Origin of the sequence: Streptacidiphilus sp. P02-A3a, assembly GCF_014084105.1 — a bacterium.
Classification (GTDB): domain Bacteria; phylum Actinomycetota; class Actinomycetes; order Streptomycetales; family Streptomycetaceae; genus Streptacidiphilus.
Map to the genome: position 1 here is coordinate 3,148,040 of NZ_CP048289.1, position 19,904 is coordinate 3,167,943.

The following is a 19,904-nucleotide window of genomic DNA, read 5'->3' on the forward strand; positions in this document are numbered from 1 at the left end:
TCAGCTCCGCTGCCGGGCCCGCTCGATCTTCAGCCCGACCCCGTCCAGGAAGGTCTCCAGCACCAGCTCGAAGACCTCCCCGTCGTTGCGGAACAGCTCGGTCAGCCGGGCCGAGCCCTGGTGCAGCATCGGGAACCGGTCGGCCGGGAGCAGCCCGTACTTGACCGACCAGGCCGCGTCGTCCTTCGCCTGCACCGCCGGTCCCAGGATCAGGAACGCGGCCGTGGACTGCACGAACGCCAGGGTCAGGTCGAGCAGCATCCGGTAGCACTCGGCCGCCTCGACCGGCGGCAGCCCGGCCCGGTGCAGCACCGCGATGATCTCCTCCACGCTGCGGGTCTCGGCCGGACTGGCGGTGGTGCGGTTCGCCCCGAGCACCGCCAGCGCGGGCCGGGCCAGATGCACCGCGCGGACGGCGCGGGCGGTCAGCGTCAGCCATTCCCGCCACTGGTCGGGGCTGAGCCCGGAGTCCGCGGTCAGCAGCACCGCCTCGTCGATCAGCTGCTCGGTCAGCGCCAGGACCAGGTCGTCCTTGTCGCGGAAGTGCCGGTAGACGGCGGTCGGGTCGGCGCCCAGCTCCTTGCCCAGCCGACTGAACGTCAGCACCCCGCCCCCCTCAGGCGAGCAGAGGTGCATGGCGGCTTCCAGGATCGCCTCGCGGGTGAGCGTCACCCGCCGTCTTGACGTCGCTCCGGCCGTTGCCGTGTCCGCCGTCGTGCCCTGCTCCGCCACTGCGGTTCCTCTCCGCTCCGGGCCGGTTCCGGCCCCCCTCGGGTTGATCCGATCGTAACGCCCGCCCGATGTCAATGCCATTGACATCGCCACTGTCATCGAGTGAGATGCACTCTCATCCGGTCGTGCCGCATCCGACCGGACGAACCGAGCACCCACTACGGAGGGCCCGTGCCCCGCGATCACCACTTCGCCGACCTGGTCTTCACCGGCGGCCCCGTCTACACCGTCGACCCGGCCCGCTCCTGGGCGACCGCCGTCGCCGTCCGCGCCGGGCGGATCGTCGTCGTCGGCGACGACCACGACGTCAGCCACCTGGTCGGCGCGGACACCGAAGTGGTCGACCTCGCCGGACGGCTGCTGCTCCCCGGCTTCCAGGACGCCCACGTCCACCCGGTGCTCGGCGGCACCACCATGCTCGGCTGCGACCTGCACCAGCTGGAGGACGCCCGGGCCTACGCCGACGCCGTCGCCGACCACGCCGCCGCCCACCCCGACCGCGCCTGGATCACCGGCGGCGGCTGGAGCATGGAGGCCTTCCCCGGCGGCACCCCGCACCGCGACCTGCTCGACTCGGTGGTCCCGGACCGCCCGGTCGCGCTGCCCAACCGGGACGGCCACGGCCTGTGGGCCAACAGCCGGGCACTGGAGATCGCCGGGATCACCCGGGACACCCCCGACCCGGCCGACGGCCGGATCGAGCGCGACGCCGACTGCAGCCCCACCGGGATGCTCCAGGAGGGCGCGGCCGACCTGGTGCTGCGGCACATACCGGCCACCACCGACGCCGAGTACCTCCAGGGCCTGCTGGAGGGCCAGCGCTACCTGCACGGCTTCGGCATCACCGGCTGGCAGGACGCCGGGGTCGGCTCCGCCTTCGGCCCCGGCGACGTCTACGGGGCCTACCTGGCCGCCGCCGCCGACGGCAGCCTCACCGCCCGGGTCCGCGCCGCCCAGTGGTGGGACCGCGAGGGCGGCCTGGAGCAGCTGCCCGAGTTCACCGCCCGCCGGGCCGAGGCGGCGGCGGTCCGCGAGGGCGCCGGGCGGTTCCGCGCCGGGACCGTGAAGATGATGCTCGACGGCGTCGCCGAGAACCACACCGCCGCCATGCTGGAGCCCTACCTGGACGGCTGCGGCTGCTCCAGCGGCGCCTCCGGACTGGACTTCATCGACCCGGAGAAGCTCGGCGGCTACGTCAGCGAACTCGACGCCGAGGGCTTCCAGGTGCACTTCCACGCCCTCGGCGACCGGGCGGTGCGCAGCGCGCTGGACGCGGTCGAGGAGGCCCGGCGCCGCAACGGCCCGCGCGGCAACCGGCACCACCTGGCCCACCTGCAGGTGATCCACCCGGAGGACATCCCGCGCTTCCGCGCCCTCGGCGCCACCGCCAACATCCAGCCGCTGTGGGCCTGCCACGAGCCGCAGATGGACGAGCTGACCATCCCGTTCCTGGGCGACCGGCGCAGCCGCTGGCAGTACCCCTTCGGCTCGCTGGCCCGCTCCGGCGCGATGCTCGCGGCCGGCAGCGACTGGTCGGTGAGCACCCCGGACGTGCTGCTCGGCGTGCACACCGCCGTCAACCGGCGCGGTCCCGGCGAGGAGGACGCGCGGGTGCTCGGCCCCGAGGAGCGGATCGACCTCGGCACCGCCCTGGCCGCCTACACCGCGGGCAGCGCCCGGGTGAACCACCTGGACGACGTCACCGGTTCGGTGCAGCCCGGCAAGTACGCCGACCTGGTGCTGCTCGACCGGGACCCGTTCGCGGGCCCGGCCGCCGCCATCGGCGACGCCCGGGTGCTGCGCACCTACGTCGAGGGCGACCTGGTCCACGCCGCCCAGTGACCACCGCCCCGTGCCGCGACCCCGCACCGACGAGAGGTACCACCACCATGCGGAGAACCATCCTGCGCGCCGCGCTCCCGATCGCGGCCCTCACCCTGCTCACCAGCGCGTGCGGCGGCGGCAGCACCGTCAAGGCCGCCGCCAGGAGCAACTTCAGCAGCACCCAGGTCACCACCACCGCCGCCAAGGGCCCGCTGGCCGCCCTCACCTGGTACGGCGACTACCGCGCGCCGTACTCCGAGGACCCGCTGAAGACCGCCGACTACCCGGAGGAGACCATCCTCGGCAACGTCTGCGAGTCGGTGCTGCGCACCGGCGCCGACTACAGCCTGAACCCGGGCATCGCCAGGAGCTGGTCCCAGCCCGACAGTGAGCACATGGTGCTCGACCTCGACCCGCGCGCCAGGTTCAGCGACGGCCACCCGGTCACCCCCGCCGACGTCGTCTACAGCCTGGCCAGGAACCAGGACCCGGCCGAGGCCAGCAACTACGCCGACTCCTACAACGACGTGACCTCGATCAAGGCCACCGGTGCGGAGCAGGTCACGCTCACCTTCAGCAAGCCGGACTACCTGTTCGTGCGCAACCTCGGCATCCTGGCCGGGGCGGTGGTGGAGAAGGCGTTCGCGGTGAAGGCGGGCACGAACTTCGGCAACGCCCAGACCGGCGTGGTCTGCTCCGGCCCGTACACCGTCGCCTCCTTCGACGGCACCAACTCCATGGTGCTCAAGCGCGACCCGGACTACTGGGACCCGAGCCGGGCCGCCCGGTCGCAGACCCTCACCTTCCGCTTCCTGTCCGACCCCGGCGCCATCGCCAACGCGCTCACCTCCGGCAGCCTGGACGGCGCCTTCGACCTGCCGCCGTCCACCGTCACCACGCTCGGCCGGGCCACCGACGGCAAGCTCTACGTCGGCGCGGCCGGTTCCACCACCCAGAACATCGACCTGATCGTCTCCCGGTTCACCGGCACCCTCGGCGACGTCCGGGTGCGCCAGGCGCTGTCCATGGCGATCGACCGGGCCGGGATCGCGAAGACCCTGTTCTACGGCACCGCCGACCCGCTGTACACCGTCGCCGGTCCCGGCTTCTGGCAGAGCGGCCCGGCCGCGGCCGTCTACTCCGCCGCCTACCGGAAGCTGGCCAAGGCCCCCGACGTGGCCGCCGCCACCGAGCTGGTGCGACAGGCCGGGGCAGCCGGAAAGCAGTTCAGCATCGGCTACGCCGCCGACAGCCCGAGCCAGGCCCAGCTCGCCGAGGTGCTCCAGCAGACCGGCGACTCCATCGGCCTCAAGGTGAAGATCGTCGGGCTGCCGGACCAGCAGTACGGCAACCTCTTCATCGACCCCAGGGCCCGCGCCGCCTACGACTCCTTCCTCACCATCAACTACCTGGAGTTCCCGGAAGCGGCGGACATGTACATGAGTTACGCGACCAAGGCCGGGATCCAGAACTTCAACGGCTACAGCGACCCGACCGTCGAGGCCGACCTGCTCAAGGCCCAGGCCACCCAGGACGCCACCCGGCGCGCCCAGTACGTCGTCGCCGCCCAGTCGGTCGTCTCCCAGGCCCTGCCCTGGATCCCGATCGTCGCCCCGCGCGCGCTGCTGTTCCAGAACAAGGCCGTCACCGGCGCCCCGCTCACCTTCTCCTACATGGACGACGCCTGGGCCGCGGCCGTGGGTGCCCCCTGATGGGCCGGCTCGTGCTGTCCCGCCTCGGCGGACTGGCCACCACGCTGCTGCTGGCCAGCATGGTGATCTTCGGCAGCCTCTACCTCGCCCCCGGCAGCCCCGAGGACGTCCTCTTCGGCAGCCGCACCCCGTCCGCCGCCACCCGCGCCGCCGTCCGGCACCAACTGCACCTGGACCAGCCGCTGCCGGTCCGCTACTGGGACTGGCTCACCGGCGTGCTCCACGGCGACCTCGGCCGCTCCATGGTCACCGGCCAGACGGTCGCCGGCCGGGTCGGCCACGGCCTCGGGGTGACGTTGACGCTGGTCCTCGTCAGCATGGTGCTGGTGGTGCTCTTCGGCGTCGGCCTGGGCACCGTCGCCGCGCTGCGCCCGGGACCGGTCGACTCCGCCGCCAACACCCTCACCTCGGTCTCGGTGACCGTCCCGCCGTTCGTCGCCTCCACCCTGCTGATCTCGGCCTTCGCCGTGCACCTCGGCTGGTTCCCGGCGTCCGGCATCGGCACCGGGGCCCTCGGGGAGCTGCGCGGGCTGATCCTGCCCGCCTGCGCCCTGGCCGTCATCAACTGCGGCTTCCTGGCCCGGATCACCCGCAACGCGCTGCGCGAGCAGCTGGCCAAGGAGCACGTGCAGACCGCCCTGGTCCGCGGCCTGCCGCGGTGGGCGGTGCTGCGCGACCACGTGTTCCGCAACGCCGTCCCACCGATCGTCACCGCGGTCGCGCTGCTCACCTCCGGGATGTTCGCCTCCACGCTGGTCGTCGAGACCGCCTTCGCCGTCCCCGGCATCGGCATGCTCACCATCAGCTCGGTGGCGCAGAAGGACTTCCCGGTGGTCCAGGCCGTCTCGCTGCTGCTGGTCGCCGCCTTCGTCATCTGCAACGCCGTCAGCGACCTGGTCCAGGCCCTGGTCGACCCCCGGCTGCGCACCGTGGGGAGGACCACATGACCACCGCCCTCGACCTGGAGCAGGCACCCGCCGCCACCCCCGCGCGGCGGGCGCCGCTGGCCGGGATCACCCGGATCCGGGCCGCGCTCGGCCCCTCCGGCACCGCCGCCTCACTGTTCCTGCTGGTCGTACTGGTGGTGGCGGTCGCCGCGCCGCTGCTCGCCCCGTACGACCCGAACCTCCAGTCCCTGCTGGACGCCTACGCCGGACCCTCCGGCGCGCACCCGCTGGGCGCCGACAGCCTCGGCCGGGACATCCTGTCCCGGCTCATGTTCGGCGCCCGGACCAGCCTGCTCGGACCGGCGCTGGTGGTGTCCGTGGCACTGCTCGTCGGCATCCCGCTGGCCCTGGCCGCCGCCTGGTTCGGCGGCCTCGTCAACGCCGTGGTGGCCAGGATCTTCGACCTGGTCTACGCGCTGCCCGGGCTGCTGCTGGCGGTACTCGCGGTGGCCCTGTTCGGCCCCGGACTGGTCCCGGCCGTGGCCGCGCTCTCCGTGGCCTACATCCCGTTCCTGGCCCGGATCGTGCTGGCCGCCGCCCGGCAGCAGCGGGTCAGCCCGTACGTGGACGCGCTCGCGGTGCAGGGCTTCGGCGCGGTGCGGATCTGCGTCCGGCACATCCTGCGCAACATCGCGCCGGTGGTGATCGGGCAGGCCGCCATCGCCTTCGGCTACGCCCTGCTCGACCTCGCCTCGCTCTCCTACCTGGGCCTGGCGGTCCAGGCGCCGACCGCCGACTGGGGGGTCATGGTCAGCGACAGCAACGCGCTGATGGGCGGCTACTGGCTGCCGATCCTGGCCCCCGGGCTGCTGATCGTGCTCTCGGTGCTGTCGCTGACCGTCCTCGGCGCGCGGATCAGCGGTGAGCGCCCGCAGCCCTACCTGCGCCGCCGCAGCAGCGGTCACAGCAGCGGTCACAGCCGCGCGAACAGCACCAGCCGCACCAGCACCGGAGCCGCCGCATGACGCCCCAGCCAGTCCCCCCGGAGCCGCGGCCGCCGCTGCTGGAGATCAGCGGGCTGACCGTGCACCTCGCGGCCGACCCCGGCGGCGCGGACCGCAGGCCGGTGCTGGACGGCATCGACCTGACCCTCGCCCCGGGCGAGGCCCTGGGCCTGGTCGGCGAGTCCGGCTCCGGCAAGTCGATGACCGTCCGCGCGGTCACCCGGCTGCTGCCGCCCGGCGCCGAGGCCGACGGCGCGATCCGCTTCGACGGCGCCGACGTCGGCGCGATGACCCCCGCCGAGCTGCGCGGCTACCGCGACCGCGGCGTCGGCATGGTCTTCCAGGACCCCCGCGCCCACATCAACCCCACCCGCCGGATCGGCGCCTTCCTCACCGAGGCGCTGATCCGCAACCGGGGCACCGGCCGCAGGGCCGCCCTGGCCCGGGCCGCCGCCGTGCTCGCCGAGGTCGGCATCGACGACCCGGTCCGCCGCCTGCGGCAGTACCCGCACGAGCTCTCCGGCGGCATGCTGCAACGCGTCATGATCGCCTCGGTGCTGCTCGCCGAACCCCGGCTGATCCTCGCCGACGAACCCACCACCGCCCTGGACGTCACCATCCAGGCCGAGGTGGTCGGCATCCTGGACCGGCTGCGCCGCGAACGCGGCCTCGGCATGGTCTTCATCACCCACGACCTGGACCTGGCACTCGCGGTCTGCGGCCGGGTCGCGGTGATGTACGCCGGGCGGATCGTCGAGATCCGCGCGGCCGAGGCGCTGCACCAGCGCGCCGCCCACCCCTACACCCTGGGCCTGCTCGGCTCGCGCCCCTCCATCGACGAGCGCGCCGAACGGCTGCGGGCCGTCCCCGGACGCCCGGTGTCGGCCTTCGAGGCCGGTCCCGGCTGCGCCTTCGCAGACCGCTGCGCCGAGGTCCGGCCGGTGTGCCGCGCGGACCGGCCGCGGCTGGAGCCCTTCCGCGGCGGACTGGTGCGCTGCCACCGGGTCGCCGAGATCAGTCGGCAGGAGGCCACCGTATGACGGCGAGCGAGCACGGCGACGCGGTGCGGGTGTCCGGGCTGAGCAAGGTGTTCCGGGTGCCCGACGGCCGGGGCGGCCGGACCGCCCACCCGGCGGTGGACGACGTCGGCTTCACCGTCGCGGCCGGCGGCTCGCTGGGCATCGTCGGCGAGTCCGGCTCCGGCAAGACCACCATCGCCCGGATGCTGGTCGGCCTGGAACGCGCCAGCGGCGGCAGCATGGCGGTGCTCGGCCGGGACCGGTCCGCCCCGGCCCGGGGCGCGGCCGAACGCGACCGCCGGGCCCGGGAACTGCAGATCGTCTTCCAGGACCCGTACACCTCGCTCGACCCCAGCCAGAGCGCCCGCGCGGCGGTCGACGAGGTACTGCGGCACCACACCGCCCTGACCTCCGAGCAACGACGGCAGCGGCTGGGCGAGTTGGTCGACCAGGTGGGACTGACGGAACGCCAGGCCAACGCGCGTCCGCGCGAGCTCTCCGGCGGCCAGCGGCAGCGGGTGGCCATCGCCCGGGCGCTGGCAGCCGAACCGAAGGTGCTGATCCTGGACGAGGCGGTCTCCGCGCTGGACGTCTCGATCCAGGCGCAGATCCTCAACCTGCTCGCCGACATCCGCGACCGGACCGGCATCGCCTACCTGCTGATCTCCCACGACCTGGCGGTGGTACGGCAGTTGTGCGACACGGTGCTGGTGCTGCGGCGCGGCCGGGTGGTCGAGCAGGGCGACTGCGCGAGCGTGCTGGACGCGCCCGCGCAGGAGTACACCCGCGCCCTGCGCGCGGCGGTCCCGGTCCCCGGCTGGCGGGTGGGCGCGCCCTGAGCGCGGGACCACCCGGCGGGTCAGGCGGGCACGACGGTCACGGTGACCCTCGTGCCCGCCCGCGCGCCCGGCACGGTGACCAGGGCGACGCCCGCCGTCGCGCCCCGGGGCTGCAGGACCAGCGGCGGCGCCCCGCGCGCGCCGGAGACCGAGACCCGCGCCCCGTGCGGGTAGGCGCTGCCGGAGAGCACGATCCGGGTGCTGCCGCCCCGGCCGACGGTGTAGCTCAGCCGGTAGTCGCCGTCGGCCGGGTCGAAGGACTCCGCCACCGGCAGCCCGGCCACGGCCGAGGCGTACGGGCCGAACACCGGGGCGTCGCCCGGATGCGGCTGCCCGTCCGGGCCGAGCGGGGTGTAGCCGCCGGTGCCCTCGCCCCAGTACCACATGGTCCACCCGGCGGCGAAGCCCGCCATGGCGTCCACCTGCGCCCGCACCAGCTCGGTGTTGCCGGGCGTGTCCGCGTTCGGCGGGCCCCACTCGCCGACCAGCACCGGCATCCGGTGCGCCCGGGGGTAGCCGGTGATCGCCGCCGTGTACGCCTGGATGAAGCCGTCGGACGGGTCCCAGTCGGCGCCGTCCTCCACCGCCGTGTCGTAGAAGTGCGGCGCGTAGCCGAGCCGGGCGGCGCCCCGGCGCGGGTCGGTGAACCCCGGCAGCCGGGTCGGCACGCCCTCGCCGACCAGTACCGTCGGCTCGACGAACAGCCAGGAGCGGCTGTCCACCGCGCGGACCGCCGCGATCAGCCGCTGGTACATCAGCGCCAGCCGCCCGGACTCCAGCGCCGCCGCCGCGGCCACCTGCACCGAGGGGTCGGTCGGATCGCCGTCGAAGGGGCCGCTCGGCTCGTTGAACAGGTCGAAGCCCAGCAGCGAGCGGTGGCCGCGCAGCGCCAGCGCGATGTGGGTGTAGAACTCGGCCTGCTCCCGCCGCAGGTCCGGGTCGTCGTAGAGGTGGGTGAAGGCGGCCTGCACCGAGGGCTCGAAGTACTCGGCGAACCAGTCCGCCGGGTCCGGCGTGAACGGCAGCCCGTCGTCCCGGGTCGCCCAGGCCGGGATGCCGTCCTGGCCCCCGCCGAAGGCCGGACCGTAGACGTCCTGGTGGAAGTCCACCAGCACCAGCAGCCCGGCGGCGTCGGCCCAGTCCATCAGCCGCTGGAGCTTCGCCGTCTCGGCGGCGTCGTAGCGGCCCGGCAGCGGCTCCAGCCGGGCCCAGGTGATGTCGAGCCGGATCAGGTCGAAGCCGCGGGCGGCGATGGAACGGATGTCCGCCTCGGTGGTCTCGTCGTACTTGTCGACATTGAAGCCGCGCAGCCGCAGGGTGCGCCCGGCCGCGTCGGTGAACAGGGTCGGCCCGGCCGCGGTGGTCACCGCGCCGGTGGGGAAGTCGGCGCCGCGGCCGGGCGCGGCGGCCGAGGCCGGGGGAGCGGCGGCGGTCAGCGCGACCGCCCCGGCCAGGGCGAGCGCGGCGGCGGTACGGCGGATGCGCAAGGGACACCTCGGGAGGGGGAGCGGCGCGAGCCGGGGAGCGGTCAGTCGCCGATGCTGCTCCGTCCCGCCGCCGGAGGCAAGAGGAATGCGAGTACTGCTCATGTTCAATGTCCGACAAGCAGTCAGAAGTGGTTCCAGGGGCGCTCGGGGCGCGCGTGTTCGACCGGGGGCGAGCGCCCCCCGCGCCCCCGGTAGGGCCCGTGCGCCGCACCGCGTCACACGTCCGTGGGTTTCCTCGGGTCCGATTCTGCGCAGAACTGCGGTGTACGGACCTGCGCGCGCGGGGGCCGGTGCGTGGGAGTACGGTGTGCTAGTGGACCGACAGTTGCACACCGACCTCCCCGGGCCGATAGTCTTCGCTCCACGGCCCTGGTGCCTTCCAAGGGGTGGGATATGAATCAGATGCAGCATGTGCGCAGCAGGCCGCGGGTACCCGCGGTCCAGTGCGGCACGGGTGCGGCGAGCCGACGGCTCGACCGCCACCTCGCTGTGCTCGGCGCACCTGCGCTCCCGCAGGTGGATGTGGCGGACGCGGTCGGCCTCATAAGGGAGCTGACCCCCCGTGGGCTCGCCGCTCCCGAGGCACGTCCCAACCGTGGGGCGCGGATGGTGCTGCTCGCGCCGCTCAAGCGCCTCACCCGCTCGCTTTTCGGCGGCCGCAGGTAGGTCGCCCACCCGAAGCCGGTCGTGACCACCAGGTCACGGCCGGCTTCCCCGCGCCCGCCCGCCGCACCGGCCACCGGCTCAGCCCAGCGCGATCTGGTACGCCTTGTCCTCGGCCCGCTCCCGCAACCGCCACCCCTCCGGGGTGCGCAGCAGCGTGTCCCGGTACCAGAGCCCGCACACCAGCAGCCGGGGCTGCCGGTCCGCGCCGGTCGGCGGCAGCGCCATCGGGTTGTGGCACATGGTCCGGGCCGTGGCCCGGTCGCCGTCCAGGGTGATCGCGCAGTTGGCCACCAGGTGCTGGGTCGCGGTGAACAGCGGCAGCGCCGAGTCCAGGAAGGCGACGATCGCCTCCACCGGGCCGCTCGGCCCGCCGAAGGCGGTGTAGTCCACCACCGCGTCCTCGGTGAACAACCCCCGGAACAGCGGCCAGTCACGGGTGTCCACCGCGTGCGCGTAGCGGACCAGGAGGTCCTGGATCTCCATCCGGTCCGACATCTCCCGCAGCGTCAGCATCGGGTCAGTGTGGGCGGCCCGGCCGGAGAAGTGAAGCACCGTGCGCGGGTCGGCAGTGCCCGGAACGGAGCGGTGCCCGGAACGGCGCGGTGCCCGGAACGGCGTAGCACGGCGGGCGGGGGCGCCGGGCCGCGCATAGCTTCGGAAGTGCTCCAGCCCGCCGCGCGATCCGCCGTGCCCGGGCACCCCGCACGAGAGGGCACCGCCCTCACCTGCAGGACCGGCTCCGACGGCCGCAACCGCTGGACCGCCTCCTGACGCCGGTCGGGACGCCCGGGTTTTCTGGGGGGCGGGTGGGGCAGGAGAGCCGAAGGAACTGGGGTCAGAACCGAGGAAGCGAGCCGACATGTCGTTGCACACCGGGCAGCAGGACGCCGACGGGGCCGGCATGCTGTCGGTCAATCCGTTCCTGGGCGAGGCCAACCCGATCCCCGGCCTCGACCTGGCGCCGCCCAAGCACCGACTGCCGGACGGGCCGATGCTGCCCGCCGCCGCCTACCAGCTCATCCACGACGAGCTGATGCTCGACGGCAACGCCCGGCTGAACCTGGCCACCTTCGTCACCACCTGGATGGAACCGCAGGCCGGGACGCTGATGGCGGAGTGCCTCGACAAGAACATGATCGACAAGGACGAGTACCCGCAGACCGCCGAGCTGGAGCGCCGCTGCGTGGCCATCCTCGCCGACCTGTGGAACGCCCCGGACCCGGACAACACCGTGGGCTGCTCCACCACCGGCTCCAGCGAGGCCTGCATGCTGGCCGGGCTGGCGCTCAAGCGCCGGTGGATGCAGCGCAACCGCGAGCGCTACGCGGCGGGCGCCCGGCCGAACCTGGTCATGGGCATCAACGTGCAGGTCTGCTGGGAGAAGTTCTGCAACTTCTGGGAGGTCGAAGCGCGGATGGTGCCGATGGACGGCGAGCGCTTCCACCTCGACCCGGCCGCGGCCGCCGCGCTCTGCGACGAGAACACCATCGGCGTGGTGGCGATCCTCGGCTCCACCTTCGACGGCTCCTACGAGCCGGTCTGGGACGTCTGCGCGGAGCTGGACGCGCTCCAGGACCGCTCCGGCCTGGACATCCCGGTGCACGTGGACGGCGCCTCCGGGGCGATGGTCGCGCCGTTCCTCGATCCGGAGCTGGTCTGGGACTTCCGCCAGCCCCGGGTGGCCTCGATCAACACCTCGGGCCACAAGTACGGCCTGGTCTACCCGGGGGTGGGCTGGGCGCTGTGGCGCGACCGCGAGGCGCTGCCGGAGGAGCTGGTGTTCCGGGTCAACTACCTCGGCGGCGACATGCCGACCTTCGCGCTGAACTTCTCCCGGCCCGGGGCCGAAGTGGTCGCGCAGTACTACAACTTCCTGAGGCTTGGCCGGGACGGCTACCGCGCGGTGCAGCAGGCCAGTCGCGACGTCGCGGTCTCACTGTCCGCGCGGATCGGCGCGCTGCGCCAGTTCCGGCTGCTCAGCAAGGGCGACGAACTCCCGGTCTTCGCGTTCACCACCACCGAGGGGGTCTCCGCGTTCAACGTGTTCGACGTCTCCCGGCGGCTGCGGGAGCGCGGCTGGCTGGTCCCGGCGTACACCTTCCCGGAGCACCGGACGGACCTGGCGGCGCTGCGCATCGTCTGCCGCAACGGCTTCTCCAGCGACCTGGCGGACCTGCTGATGGACGACCTGGAGCGGCTGCTGCCGGAGCTGGAGGCGCAGCCGGGGCCGCTGCACCGGTCGGAGCTGTCGACCGCCTTCCACCACTGAGCGCCACCGCGCGCCCCGGGGGCGGCGGTCAGCGGCGTCCGGCCGCCAGCGCGGCGCCGATGGCCACCGCCAGCCGGTCCAGGTAGTCGCGGGAGACCGGCCCCCGGGCCACCGCGAGCCGCCAGTAGAGCGGTCCGGCGATGAGGTCCAGCGCCAGCTCGGGGTCGGTGTCGACGGGCAGCTCGCCGCGCTCCACCGCCTTGCGGACCAGCGCGGCGCTGCTGTCGCGCTGGGCCTCGCGCAGCGCGGTCGCCAGCGTCTCGGCGATCTCCGGGTTGCGCGCGGCCTCGGCCAGCAGGTCCGGGACGATCTGCGCGGCCAGCGGGTGCCGCAGCACCCGGGCGACGACGTGCACGAACATCCGCAGGTCGTCCTGGAGCGAGCCGGTGTCGGGCAGCACCAGGCCCAGCGAGGCGACCTCGGAGACCACCTCGATGACCATCGGCAGCTTGGACCGCCAGCGGCGGTAGACGGCGGTCTTGCCCACCCCGGCGCGGCGCGCCACGGCCTCGATCGACAGTCGGCCGTAGCCGGTGGCGGCCAGTTCCTCGAACACGGCGAGGCGGATGGCCTCGGTCACATCGTCACGCAGCACGGCGGCGCCGGCGGGTGCCCGTTTGGTCGCGGAGGAGTCCTGCGTCGCCGTCGGTGGCTCCGTTCGCATGGGTTTCCCTGTCAGCATATCGTCAGTGTAGCGTCAGGACGGAACGGTTGCGTTGCGTCGTCGTACCCTTTAACGTCTTCTCACGACGAGACGATAGCGTTCCGTTGTGTCGGTCGGGGGCGGAGGCTTGGGAGTAGCGTGTCCACGGTATTCGAACAACGGGTGGCCGGTGTCGCCGGTGCTGACCCTGACGCGGGGCTGACCCCCGCCCAGTTGGCGGCGAAGCACGGGCTGTCCGTGAGCGGTAAGCGGCCGTCCCTGCTGAAGTACACGAAACAGCTGTGGTCGCGGCGGCAGTTCATTACCTCGTTCGCCACCGCGCGGTTGATCGCCATGTACACGGCCGCGAAGCTCGGCCAGGTCTGGCAGGTGATGACGCCGCTGCTGAACGCGGGCGTGTACTACCTGGTCTTCGGCATCCTGCTGGGGCAGAACCGGGGCATCCCGGACTTCATCGCGTACCTGTGCTGCGGTGTGTTCGTCTTCCAGTTCACCCAGTCGGCGATCCTCTCCGGCACCCGTTCGATCACCGACAACCTCGGGCTGATCCGGGCGCTGCACTTCCCGAGGGCCTGCCTGCCGATCGCCTTCACCGTGATCCAGCTCCAGCAGCTGATCTTCTCGATGGGCGTGCTCGGGGTGATCATGCTGCTCAGCGGGCAGCCGCTGACCCTGCACTGGCTGCTGGTCGTGCCGATCCTGCTGCTCCAGTCGGTGTTCAACACCGGCCTGGCGATGATCATGGCCCGGATCGGCGCCAAGACCACGGACATGGCGCAGCTGATGCCGTTCGTGATCCGCACCTGGATGTACCTGTCCGGCGTGTTCTGGGCGGTCAGCACGTTCACCGCGCACGCCCCGCACTGGGCCGCGGTGATGCTGAACATGAACCCGGCGCTGATCTTCAACGACGAGATGCGCTACGCGCTGATGACCACTGTTCCGGAGAGCATCCTGCCCGCGCACGTCTGGCTGATCACCCTGGCCTGGGCGCTGCTCTTCGGCTTGGGTGGGTATGTGTTCTTCTGGCAGTCGGAAGAGGAGTACGGCCGTGGATGACGTGACACTGGACTCGGGGCAGTCCGGCCCGGACGGCGAGGTGCTGACCGGCCCCGACGGCGAGGTGCTGGTCGCGCTCACCCCCGAGCAGATCGAGCGGCGCCGGATGCTGGAGGCGGAGCGCGCCGAGCGCGCGGCCAGGCAGGCCCAGTTCGGCAAGATCCCGACGGTGATCGTGGACGACATCCACATCGTCTACAAGATCTACGGCGCCGGTGTCGGCAAGGGCTCGGCGACCTCCGCGCTGTCGCGGATCGTCAGCCGCCGCACCTCCCCGGCGCTGACCGAGGTGCACGCGGTCAAGGGGATCAGCTTCACCGCCTACAAGGGCGAGGCGATCGGCCTGATCGGCTCCAACGGCTCGGGCAAGTCGACCACCCTGTCGGCGGTCGCCGGGCTGCTGCCGGTCGAGTCCGGCGCGATCTACACCGACGGCCAGCCCTCGCTGCTCGGCGTGAACGCGGCCATGATGAACGACCTCACCGGCGAGCGGAACGTGGTCCTCGGCTGCCTGGCCATGGGCATGTCCAGGGCCGAGGTGAAGCAGCGCTACCAGGACATCGTGGACTTCTCCGGTATCCAGGAGCGCGGCGACTTCGTGTCGCTGCCGATGCGGACGTACTCCTCCGGTATGGCCGCCCGGCTCCGGTTCTCCATCGCCGCCGCGAAGACCCACGACGTGCTGCTGATCGACGAGGCGCTGGCGACCGGTGACACGGCCTTCCAGAAGCGCAGCGAGGACCGGATCCGGGAGCTGCGCAAGGACGCCGGAACGGTGTTCCTGGTCTCCCACAACAACAAGTCGATCCGCGACACCTGCGACCGGACGATCTGGCTGGAGGCCGGGGTGATCCGCGCGGACGGTCCCACCGAGGACGTCGTCGCCGAGTACGAGGACTACATGAAGTCTCGTTAGGACCCCGCCGTTCGGCCCCCGTGGCCACCGGTGACGCTACGGCAGATCATCGGTGGCCACCCCCTGCGGGTGTTTGTCACACCGAAGTCCTAAGCTAAGCACAAGATCCCTCGGATTCCGCTGGTGTACCGAGCGCTCGCTCACGCGTTCGCCCTGGTGGCGGGGCTGATGGGGCGAGGGCGGTGCCGGTGATCGGCGCGGCCCGGGCGTGTCCGCTGTGGGCAGGTCGTCAAGATCGGTGTAGAACGGGGGGGTGGCGGTCATGACAGTTCGACGGCGCGCAGGATCGGGCTCCTGCTCCACGCGGGTCCGTACCCTGACGGGTCGGCACCGGTGAGCCTGGAGCAGGGCGCCGTACTCGACAAGGCGGGCGCGGAGAACTTCCCCGTGGCCCCCTTCTTCATGCCCGGCTCGATGCGGTCCGGGCTGATGGCCGTGTACGGATTCGCCCGTCTGGTGGACGACGCCGGTGACGGCGACCTGGCCGACCCGGTGGCCACGGCCGAGCTGCTCGGGGTCCCGGCGCTGACCCCCGCACACACGGTGGACGCCAGTTCGACCGCGGCCGGTTCCCAGGGCTCGGACGCGGCCCGGGCGCCCGACACCGCCCAGGTGACCGCCGAGCGGCTGGCACTGCTGGACGGCCTGGAGGCGGACCTCGACCGGGCGTTCGAGACCGCCCTGCGGGCGCCCGGGGCGGAACCCCCGCGGCACCCGCTGCTGGCCGCGCTGTGCCCGGTGATCGACCGGCACGGGCTCACCCCCGATCCCTTCCGGGCGCTGATCCAGGCCAACCGGGTGGACCAGACCACCACCCGCTACGCCACCTTCGACGAGCTGCTCGGCTACTGCGAGCTGTCGGCCAACCCGGTGGGTCTGCTGGTGCTCCAGCTGGCCGGGCTGGCCACCCCCGAGCGGATCCGCCGCTCCGACGCCGTGTGCAGCGGGCTCCAGGTGGTCGAACACCTGCAGGACGTCGCCGAGGACCGCGCCCGGGACCGGATCTACCTCCCGGCCGAGGACATGGCCCGCTTCGGTGTGGCCGAGACCGACCTGGACGCCGCCCACGCCGGGCCCGAGCTGCGGGCACTGGTGGCGTACGAGGCGCGGCGGACCGGCGCGCTGCTGGACGAGGGCGCGCCGCTGGTCGGCAGCGTCCCCGGGCGGCTGCGGCTGCTGCTGGCCGGGTTCACCGCGGGTGGCCGGGCGGCGCTGGGCGCTGTGGCCGAAGCCGGAAACGATGTGCTGGCCGGGGCTCCGAAGCCCCGGAAGAGCCGCCTGCTGCGGGAGGCGGCCGTGACGTTGGTGAGAGGAAGGTGAGTCGGCGAATGGAGGGGGTTTCCCGGGTTTCCCCGCAGGTCAGCGCGGCGTACACATACTGCGAGGCGGTGACCGGCGCCCAGGCGCGCAACTTCTCGTACGGCATCCGGCTGCTGCCGCTGCCGAAGCGCCGGGCGATGTCGGCGATCTACGCGCTGGCCCGCCGGATCGACGACATCGGCGACGGCGACTGGCCGGTCGAACGCAAGGCCGAGCACCTGGCGCGGACCAGGGCGCTGCTGGACGAGATCCGCGAGGGCACGGTCGAGGCCGAGGACACGGACCCGGTGAAGATCGCGCTGGCGCACACCGCCGCGCTGTTCCCGATCCCGCTGGACGCCTTCGACGAGCTGATCGACGGCGTCGAGATGGACGTCAAGGGCACCGAGTACCAGACCTTCGAACAGCTGCGGGTCTACTGCCGCTGCGTCGCGGGCACCATCGGCCGCCTCTCGCTGGGTGTCTTCGGCTGCACCGACCCGAAGCGCGGCGCCGAGTACGCCGACACCCTGGGCCTGGGCCTGCAGCTCACCAACATCTTGCGGGACGTCCGCGAGGACGCCGGGAACGGCCGGACCTACCTCCCGGCCGAGGACCTGGCCCGCTTCGGCTGCGAGGGCTTCGCCGACGGCGGCCTGGGCACCGGTGACTTCCGCGGCCTGATCCTGTTCGAGGCCAGGCGCGCGCAGGGGTACTTCGACGAGGGGCTGCTGCTGCTGCCGATGCTGGACCGGCGCAGCCGGGCCTGTGTGGCCGCGATGTCGGGGATCTACCGCCGGCTGCTGGAGCGGATCGCCACCGAGCCCGAGGCGGTGCTGCGCGGCCGGATGTCCCTCCCCGCCTGGGAGAAGGCCTACGTCGCCCTTTCCGGCCTGGCCGGAGGTCGGGCTTCTTGAACGCGCGGCTTGTCCCGTCGCACCCGTTTGTAGCGGAGGGTAGCTGGGGAACCACAGGGAGCAGTGACTGTTCGGGGAGGGCAGTATGAGCACGCGTACCGCAGTCAGCCGTGCGGTGGTGGTCGGCGGGGGGCTGGCCGGGATCACCGCGGCGCTGAGGCTGGCCGACGCGGGGGCGGCGGTCACCCTGGTCGAGGCCCGGCCCCGGCTCGGCGGCCTGGCCTTCTCGTTCCGGCGGGGCGACCTCTGGGTCGACAACGGCCAGCACGTCTTCCTGCGCTGCTGCACGGCCTACCGCGGGCTGTTGCAGCGGCTCGGGGTCAGCGACCAGGTGGAGATCCAGCCCCGGCTCGACGTCCCGGTGTACGACCTGGCCACCGGCCGCCACGGCGCGCTGCGCCGGGACCCGCTGCCGGTGCCGCTGCACCTGGGCCGGAGCCTGGCGACCTACCCGCACCTGAGCCTGGCCGAGCGGGTGGCCACCGGCCGGGCGGCGCTGGCGCTGCGCGGCCTGGACCTGGACGACCCGGCGCTGGACCAGGAGTCCTTCGGCGACTGGCTGGCCCGCCACGGGCAGTCCGACCGCGCCATCGAGGCGCTGTGGGACCTGGTCGGCGTGGCCACCCTGAACGCCGTCGCCGGGGAGTCCTCGCTGGCGCTGGCGGCGATGGTGTTCAAGACCGGCCTGCTGTCCGACCCCGGCGCCGCCGACATCGGCTTCGCCAAGGTGCCGCTGGGGGCGCTGCACCACGACGCGGCGCGGGCCGCGCTGGAGCGGGCCGGCGTGCGGGTGCTGCTGCGCGCCCGGGTCACCGGCACCAAGCCGGCCGAGTCCGGGCGGCACACGGTCCTGGTCGAGGGCGAGCGGCTGGACGACGGCGAGGAGCAGCTGGCCCCGGCCGACGCGCTGGTGTTCGCGGTGCCCCAGGACGCCGCCTACGAGCTGCTGCCGCCCGGCAGCCTGACTACGCCGCAGCGGCTGCTGGAGCTCGGCTACGCGCCGATCCTGAACGTGCACGTGCGCTACGACCGGAAGGTCCTGGACCGGCCGTTCCTGGCCGCGCTCGGCTCCCCGGTGCAGTGGGTGTTCGACCGCACCGCGCACTCCGGGATGACCGGCCCCGGCCAGTACCTGGCGCTGTCCCAGTCGGCGGCCCGGGACGAGATCGACCTGCCGGTCGCCGAGCTGAGGCGGCGCTACCTGCCCGAGCTGGAGCGCCTGCTGCCCGGTGCGCGCGGCGCCCGGGTCACCGACTTCTTCGTGACCCGGGAGCGCACCGCGACCTTCGCGCCCGCCCCCGGGTCCGCGCGGCTGCGCCCCGGCGCGGCCACCCGCACCCCGGGCGTGTTCCTGGCCGGTTCGTGGACCGCCACCGGCTGGCCCGCGACCATGGAAAGCGCCGTACGCAGCGGGAACGCCGCCGCCCGAGCCGCCCTGGCGGCCGACCAATGACGTGTTGACGCAACGGCAGGCAGGTGGGACATGACAGCGACAGCAGCACCCCAGCAGACCAACGGAGAGGGAACCAGCGTGGTTTCGCGCCCCGAACAGGCACAGACGGTCGACCAGGCGGACGTCTCGTCCCTGCTCGAACGTGGCAGAGCGCTGTGCACCCCGGTCCTGCGGGAGGCGGTGGCCCGGCTGGCCCCGCCGATGGACCGGGTGTCCGCGTACCACTTCGGCTGGACCGACGCCGAGGGCAGGCCGACCGAGGGCGACGGCGGCAAGGCGGTCCGGCCCGCGCTGGCGCTGCTCTCCGCCCAGGCGGCGGGGGTACCGGCGGAGATCGGCATCCCGGGCGGTGTCGCGGTCGAACTGGTGCACAACTTCTCGCTGCTGCACGACGACCTGATGGACGGTGACGAGCAGCGCCGGCACCGGGCCACGGTGTGGACGGTGTTCGGTCCGGCCCAGGCGATCCTGGTCGGCGACGCCATGTTCGCGCTGGCCAACGAGGTGCTGCTGGAGGCCGCCGACCTGGGCACCACCACCGGCGTGGACGCCGGCCGCGCGGTCCAGCGGCTGACCCTGGCCACCCGCAAGCTGATCGACGGTCAGGCCCAGGACCTCTCCTTCGAGCACCGCGACCGGGTCACCGTCGCCGAGTGCCTGGAGATGGAGGGCAACAAGACCGGCGCCCTGCTCGCCGCCTCGGCCTCGGTCGGCGCGGTGCTGGCCGGTATCGACGACGCCTCGGCGGACGCCCTGGAGCGCTACGGCTACCACCTGGGCCTGGCCTTCCAGGCGGTGGACGACCTGCTCGGGATCTGGGGCGCGACGGAGGTCACCGGCAAGCCGAACTTCGGCGACCTGCGGCAGCGCAAGAAGTCGCTGCCGGTCGCCGCCGCGCTGGCCGCCGACAACGCCGCCTCGCGGCGCTTGGCGGAGCTGCTGGCCGATCCGGAGGGCCGAGGACACGAGGATGAGGAACAACTCGCGGTCCGCGCGGCTTTGATCGAAGAAGCGGGCGGCCGGGGCTGGACCGCCGACGAGGCACGACGGCAGCACAAGACGGCGCTGGCAGCGCTGGACGAGGTGCCGATGCCCGTCGGAGTGAGGGACCAGTTCGCCGCGCTCGCCGAATTCGTCGTGGTCAGGGAGAGGTGACG

Annotated in this window: 18 protein-coding genes; 14 read left to right on the forward strand and 4 right to left on the reverse strand. The window is 73.1% G+C overall.

Going from position 1 to position 19,904, the window contains the following annotated elements:
• The gene (locus GXP74_RS14325) at positions 1-732 is read right to left on the reverse strand and encodes a TetR/AcrR family transcriptional regulator (protein WP_182451870.1); all 732 of its coding nucleotides are present in this window, start codon (positions 730-732) and stop codon (positions 1-3) included.
• A 171-nt stretch (positions 733-903) separates the two neighbouring features.
• On the opposite strand from GXP74_RS14325, the gene GXP74_RS14330 reads away from it, so the two are divergent.
• The 6 genes from GXP74_RS14330 to GXP74_RS14355 are packed head-to-tail and all read left to right on the forward strand — an operon-like array spanning position 904 to position 8,017.
• On the forward strand, positions 904-2,574 hold the full coding sequence (locus GXP74_RS14330; RefSeq protein ID WP_182451871.1) for an amidohydrolase: 1,671 nt from the start codon (positions 904-906) through the stop codon (positions 2,572-2,574).
• A gap of 47 nt (positions 2,575-2,621) precedes the next feature.
• Complete coding sequence (locus GXP74_RS14335) at positions 2,622-4,268, forward strand: ABC transporter substrate-binding protein (RefSeq protein ID WP_182451872.1); 1,647 nt, start codon at positions 2,622-2,624, stop codon at positions 4,266-4,268.
• Positions 4,268-5,215, forward strand: a complete 948-nt coding sequence (locus tag GXP74_RS14340) for an ABC transporter permease (protein ID WP_182451873.1) — start codon at positions 4,268-4,270, stop codon at positions 5,213-5,215. The genes GXP74_RS14335 and GXP74_RS14340 overlap by 1 nt, the downstream gene beginning before the upstream one ends.
• The gene (locus GXP74_RS14345) at positions 5,212-6,180 is read left to right on the forward strand and encodes an ABC transporter permease (protein ID WP_182451874.1); all 969 of its coding nucleotides are present in this window, start codon (positions 5,212-5,214) and stop codon (positions 6,178-6,180) included. Before GXP74_RS14340 ends, GXP74_RS14345 begins: the two co-directional genes overlap by 4 nt.
• Positions 6,177-7,199 carry an ABC transporter ATP-binding protein gene (locus GXP74_RS14350; RefSeq protein ID WP_182451875.1) on the forward strand — a complete coding sequence of 341 codons (1,023 nt, stop codon included), beginning with the start codon at positions 6,177-6,179 and terminating at the stop codon, positions 7,197-7,199. The genes GXP74_RS14345 and GXP74_RS14350 overlap by 4 nt, the downstream gene beginning before the upstream one ends.
• Complete coding sequence (locus GXP74_RS14355) at positions 7,196-8,017, forward strand: ABC transporter ATP-binding protein (protein ID WP_182451876.1); 822 nt, start codon at positions 7,196-7,198, stop codon at positions 8,015-8,017. The genes GXP74_RS14350 and GXP74_RS14355 overlap by 4 nt, the downstream gene beginning before the upstream one ends.
• A 20-nt stretch (positions 8,018-8,037) precedes the next feature.
• Here GXP74_RS14355 and GXP74_RS14360 read toward each other — a convergent pair whose 3' ends face one another.
• Complete coding sequence (locus GXP74_RS14360; protein WP_182451877.1) at positions 8,038-9,504, reverse strand: cellulase family glycosylhydrolase; 1,467 nt, start codon at positions 9,502-9,504, stop codon at positions 8,038-8,040.
• Between the two features lie 393 nt (positions 9,505-9,897).
• On the opposite strand from GXP74_RS14360, the gene GXP74_RS40295 reads away from it, so the two are divergent.
• A complete protein-coding gene (locus GXP74_RS40295; protein ID WP_225447924.1) occupies positions 9,898-10,170 on the forward strand; it encodes a hypothetical protein in 273 nt (90 codons plus the stop codon).
• 78 nt (positions 10,171-10,248) lie between these two features.
• Here GXP74_RS40295 and GXP74_RS14365 read toward each other — a convergent pair whose 3' ends face one another.
• Positions 10,249-10,683 (reverse strand): nuclear transport factor 2 family protein, encoded by a 435-nt coding sequence (locus GXP74_RS14365; protein WP_182451878.1) that lies wholly within the window; start codon positions 10,681-10,683, stop codon positions 10,249-10,251.
• A 346-nt stretch (positions 10,684-11,029) separates the two neighbouring features.
• Here GXP74_RS14365 and GXP74_RS14370 point away from each other — a divergent pair, with 346 nt between their 5' ends.
• Positions 11,030-12,439, forward strand: coding sequence for a glutamate decarboxylase (locus GXP74_RS14370; RefSeq protein WP_182451879.1), 1,410 nt, complete (start codon positions 11,030-11,032; stop codon positions 12,437-12,439).
• A 28-nt stretch (positions 12,440-12,467) separates the two neighbouring features.
• On the opposite strand, the gene GXP74_RS14375 is transcribed toward GXP74_RS14370, so the two are convergent.
• A complete protein-coding gene (locus GXP74_RS14375; RefSeq protein WP_182451880.1) occupies positions 12,468-13,103 on the reverse strand; it encodes a TetR/AcrR family transcriptional regulator in 636 nt (211 codons plus the stop codon).
• A 138-nt stretch (positions 13,104-13,241) separates the two neighbouring features.
• On the opposite strand from GXP74_RS14375, the gene GXP74_RS14380 reads away from it, so the two are divergent.
• The 6 genes from GXP74_RS14380 (at position 13,242) to GXP74_RS14405 (ending at position 19,902) form a co-directional block, all read left to right on the forward strand.
• Positions 13,242-14,162: an ABC transporter permease gene (locus GXP74_RS14380; protein WP_182451881.1), complete on the forward strand. Its 921-nt coding sequence runs from the start codon at positions 13,242-13,244 to the stop codon at positions 14,160-14,162.
• Between the two features lie 106 nt (positions 14,163-14,268).
• Entirely contained in the window at positions 14,269-15,078 is an 810-nt protein-coding gene (locus GXP74_RS14385) for an ABC transporter ATP-binding protein (protein ID WP_182456432.1), read from the forward strand.
• Positions 15,079-15,411: 333 nt separating this feature from the next.
• On the forward strand, positions 15,412-16,398 hold the full coding sequence (gene hpnC / locus GXP74_RS14390) for a squalene synthase HpnC (RefSeq protein ID WP_225447925.1): 987 nt from the start codon (positions 15,412-15,414) through the stop codon (positions 16,396-16,398).
• A gap of 8 nt (positions 16,399-16,406) precedes the next feature.
• Complete coding sequence (hpnD, locus tag GXP74_RS14395) at positions 16,407-17,294, forward strand: presqualene diphosphate synthase HpnD (RefSeq protein WP_182451882.1); 888 nt, start codon at positions 16,407-16,409, stop codon at positions 17,292-17,294.
• 85 nt (positions 17,295-17,379) lie between these two features.
• Positions 17,380-18,747: a hydroxysqualene dehydroxylase HpnE gene (hpnE, locus tag GXP74_RS14400; protein ID WP_182451883.1), complete on the forward strand. Its 1,368-nt coding sequence runs from the start codon at positions 17,380-17,382 to the stop codon at positions 18,745-18,747.
• Between the two features lie 30 nt (positions 18,748-18,777).
• On the forward strand, positions 18,778-19,902 hold the full coding sequence (locus GXP74_RS14405; RefSeq protein WP_182451884.1) for a polyprenyl synthetase family protein: 1,125 nt from the start codon (positions 18,778-18,780) through the stop codon (positions 19,900-19,902).
• The last annotated feature ends 2 nt before the right edge of the window (positions 19,903-19,904 follow it).